Annotated in this window: 2 protein-coding genes; both read left to right on the top strand. The window is 65.5% G+C overall.

Annotated elements, in window-relative coordinates; genetic code table 11:
- The coding region (locus tag DYI24_RS22350; protein WP_164573892.1) for a DinB/UmuC family translesion DNA polymerase at nucleotides 1-982 on the top strand (982 nt) is incomplete at its 5' end.
- 155 nt (nucleotides 983-1,137) lie between these two features.
- Nucleotides 1,138-4,208 (top strand): error-prone DNA polymerase (locus DYI24_RS22345; protein WP_164573891.1); only part of this gene is annotated, 3,071 nt, incomplete at its 3' end.

Genomic DNA, 4,208 nt, shown 5'->3' with positions numbered 1-4,208 from the left:
GTTCAAGACTGTCGGTGAAGTGCTGGCGCGGCAGCCGACCGAACTCGCCGCAAGGTTCGGCGAAGACTTCGTCGCGGTGCTGCGCCAGGCGACCGGCGAAGACGACGCGCCGATCTCGCCGCGGCGGCCGGCACCGGACTACGTGGTCGACAAGAATTTTCCCGAACCGGTTGCCACCACCGAGGTCATTCTGCCGACGCTGCTGGCGCTGGCGCGGCTGCTGATCGCCGCGATGGAGCGGAGCGGCAAAGGCGCGCGCCAGCTCACCGCAAGCTTCTTCCGCAGCGATGGCGCGGTGCGCAGTATCAGCGTCGAAACCGGACAGCCGGTGACGCGGGTCGAGGTGGTGCAGCGGCTGTTTGCCGAGAAGCTCGACGCGCTCGCCGATCCGCTCGATCCCGGCTTCGGCTACGATCTGATCCGGCTCGCCGCCAGCGTCAGCGTGTCTGTCGCCGAGGCGCAGCGCGGTTTCGACACCACCGCGCATCAGACCGAGGATGTCGCCTTGCTGGCCGATACGCTGGCGGCGCGGCTCGGCGCGCGGCGGGTGGTGCGCTATCTGCCGCAGGATACGCACATCCCGGAGCGCGCGGCGCTGGCCGTGCCGGTGCAGCATTGTCCGCCGGACGCCGGCGATGCGCCGTGGCCGGAGCGTGCCGACGAGCCGCCGCTGCGGCCGCTGCGGCTGCTGCAGCCGCCCGAGCCGATCGACGTGATGGCCGGCACGCCGGACGACCCGCCGGCGAAATTCACCTGGCGCCGCGTCCTTCATCGCGTCGTCCGCGCCGAAGGCCCGGAGCGCATCGCCATGGAATGGTGGCGCGCCGCCGAGCCCGGCCTGACCCGCGATTACTTCCGGATCGAAGACGAAGCCGGCGCGCGGTTCTGGGTGTATCGCGACGGCCTCTACAATGTCGAAGTGACGCCCCAGCCCGACGGCACCGGCCAGCCGCGCTGGTACATGCATGGATTGTTTGCGTGAAGAATGTGGACGAGTGGATAGGCACAGCCTCTCCCCGTCATTGCGAGCGAAGCGAAGCAATCCAGAAGCTCCGTGCACTGAGCTGGATTGCTTCGTCGCTTCGCTCCTCGCAATGACGAAGTCAGTTGTCAGTTCAAGAATCCAAGGCGGATCGCATGACACCGCGCTACGCCGAGATCGGCGTCACCACCAATTTCTCGTTCCTCGAAGGCGGCTCGCATCCGCAGGACTATGTCCATGAAGCGAGCCGGCTCAGGCTCGACGCCATCGGGATCGCCGACCGCAACACGCTGGCCGGCGTGGTGCGTGCCTATAGCGAGCTCGACAATAAAGACCTCGTTCATAAACCGAAGCTGCTGATCGGCGCGCGGCTGTGCTTTGTCGATGGCACGCCGGACATTCTCGCCTATCCGACCGACCGCGCCGCCTACGGCCGCCTCTGCCGCCTGCTCAGCACCGGCAAGCTGCGTGCGGAGAAGGGTGAGTGCCATCTGACGTTTGGGGATTTGGAGGAATTCATCCACGAGCCTGCGAGGTCCACCCCTCAGCCTTCAGCCTCTATCCATCAGTTTCCAACGCCGTCATGGCCGGGCTCGTCCCGGCCATCCACGCCTTTGCTACGATTGAGTCAGCAAGACGTGGATGCCCGGCACAAGGCCGGGCATGACGCTGGAAAGGTTACGGGTCGTCATTCGAAGATCCTGCTCGTGGTCATGCCTTCGTACCGGTTCCAGACGAAGACGATCGCAACCGCATTGGATCGTCTCACTGCGCTCAATGCCGGTGCCGTCTGGCTCGCCCTCGCACCGTATTATCGCGGCGACGATAAGCGGCGGCTCGATCGGCTGCGGCGGAGCGCGGCCGCTGCTAAGGTGCCATGCATCGCCACCAACGATGTTCTGTATCACCATCCGCGGCGGCGGGCGCTGCAGGATGTGCTGACCTGCGTACGCGAGAAGACCACGATCGATAAAGCCGGTCGCCGGCTGGAAGCTAATGCCGAGCGCCATCTCAAACCTGCCGAGGAGATGGCGCGGCTGTTTCGCCATGATCCCGATGCCATCGCCGAGACGTTGCGCTTCGCCGATCGGATCGATTTTTCGCTCGACCAGCTCAAATATCAATATCCCGACGAGCCGGTGCCGCCGGGCAAGACCGCGCAGCGTCATCTCGAGGATCTGACCTGGGCCGGCGCGCATAAAGCCTTCCCCAAGGGGATTTCGCCGCGCACCAAGAAGGTGCTGCACAAGGAGCTGCGGCTGATCCGCAAGCTGCGCTACGCGCACTACTTCCTCACCGTGCACGACATCGTGCAGTTCGCGCGGTCGCAGAACATCCTGTGCCAGGGCCGCGGTTCGGCGGCGAACTCGGCGGTGTGCTACGTGCTCGGCGTCACCGCCGTGAACCCGACCGAGGTCGATTTGCTGTTCGAGCGCTTCATCTCCAAGGAACGGCTGGAGCCGCCGGATATCGACGTCGATTTCGAACACGTCCGGCGCGAGGAGGTGATGCAATATGTGTATCGCCGCTACGGCCGCCACCGCGCTGCGATCGTCGCCACCGTCATTCACTATCGGCCGCGCTCGGCGATCCGCGACGTCGGCAAGGCGCTGGGGCTGACCGAGGACGTCACCGCGGCGCTGGCTGATACGGTGTGGGGCAGCTGGGGCAAGGGCCTCAACGATATGCAGGTCAAGCAGGCCGGGCTCGATCCGGCCAATCCGATGATCGCGCTCGCGGTGGAGCTCGCCACTGAGCTGATCGAATTTCCCAGGCATCTGTCGCAGCACGTCGGCGGCTATGTGCTGACCCAGGATCGGCTCGACAGTTACGTGCCGGTCGGCAACGCCGCGATGGCGGACCGCACCTTCATCGAATGGGACAAGGACGATATCGACACGCTGAAGATGATGAAGGTCGACGTGCTGGCGCTCGGCATGCTGACCTGCATCCGCAAATGCTTCGACCTGATTGACGCGCACAAGCGCGAGCGCTGGACGCTCGCCAGCATTCCGCGAAAGGTGCCGGAAGTTTACGACATGCTGTGCCGCGGCGAGTCGCTCGGCGTGTTCCAGGTCGAGAGCCGCGCGCAGATGAACATGCTGCCGCGGCTGCGCCCGCGCAAATTCTACGACCTCGTCATCGAAGTCGCGATCGTGCGGCCCGGCCCGATCCAGGGCGACATGGTGCATCCCTATCTGCGTCGGCGGAATAATCAGGAGAAAGTCTCCTATCCGTCGCCATCGCCGCAGCACGGCGACAAGGACGAACTCCGCAAGGTGCTGCACAAGACGCTCGGCGTGCCGCTGTTTCAGGAACAGGCGATGCGCATCGCCATCGAAGCGGCGAAGTTCACGCCCGAACAGGCCAACGGCCTGCGCCGCGCGATGGCGACGTTCCGCAATGTCGGCACCATCGGCAAGTTCGAATCGATGATGGTCGAGAACATGGTGGCGCGCGGCTACGAGCGCGCGTTTGCGCAAAACTGTTTCGAGCAGATCAAGGGCTTCGGCTCTTACGGCTTTCCCGAGAGCCATGCCGCGAGCTTCGCGCAGCTGGTCTATGCGTCGTCATGGCTCAAGCATGTCCATCCCGACGCGTTCTGTTGCGCGCTCTTGAACTCGCAGCCGATGGGATTCTACGCGCCGGCGCAGATCGTCGGCGATGCGCGAAGTAATGGCGTCGAAGTGCGGCCGGTCGACGTGTCGTTCAGCGCAGGTCAGTGCACGCTGGAGGAGCGCTGCGGCAAGCATCACGCGGTGCGGCTCGGCTTCCGGATGATCGACGCTTTCCGCTGGGCCGATCTGGACGAGGAGCGGGTGCGGCTCGAAGCCGGCGAGGCACCGAGAGACGACTGGGCGGCACGCATCGTCGCGGCGCGGGCGAGGGGGGCGTTCACGTCGCTGGAGCAGTTTGCGCGCATCACCGCGCTGCCGAAGCGCGCGCTGATCCTGCTCGCTGATGCCGACGCGTTCCGCTCGCTCGGGCTCGATCGTCGCGCCGCGCTGTGGGCGGTGCGGCGGCTGCCCGACGATGTGCCGCTGCCGTTGTTCGAAGCCGCGCACGCGCGCGAGCAGGAGGACGAGCGCGCCGCGCCGCTGCCGACGATGCCGATGGCCGAGCACGTCGTCGCCGATTATCAGACGGTGCGGTTGTCGCTGAAGGGGCATCCGATGGAATTCCTTCGCGCGTTGTTCGCGGCCGAGCGGGTGGTGACGTGTAGTAA

Source organism: Rhodopseudomonas sp. BR0C11 (assembly GCF_010820945.1).
Lineage (GTDB): Bacteria > Pseudomonadota > Alphaproteobacteria > Rhizobiales > Xanthobacteraceae > Rhodopseudomonas > Rhodopseudomonas palustris_H.
Note: the sequence above shows the minus strand (reverse complement) of the source record. Positions and strands in the feature narration are given on the sequence as shown.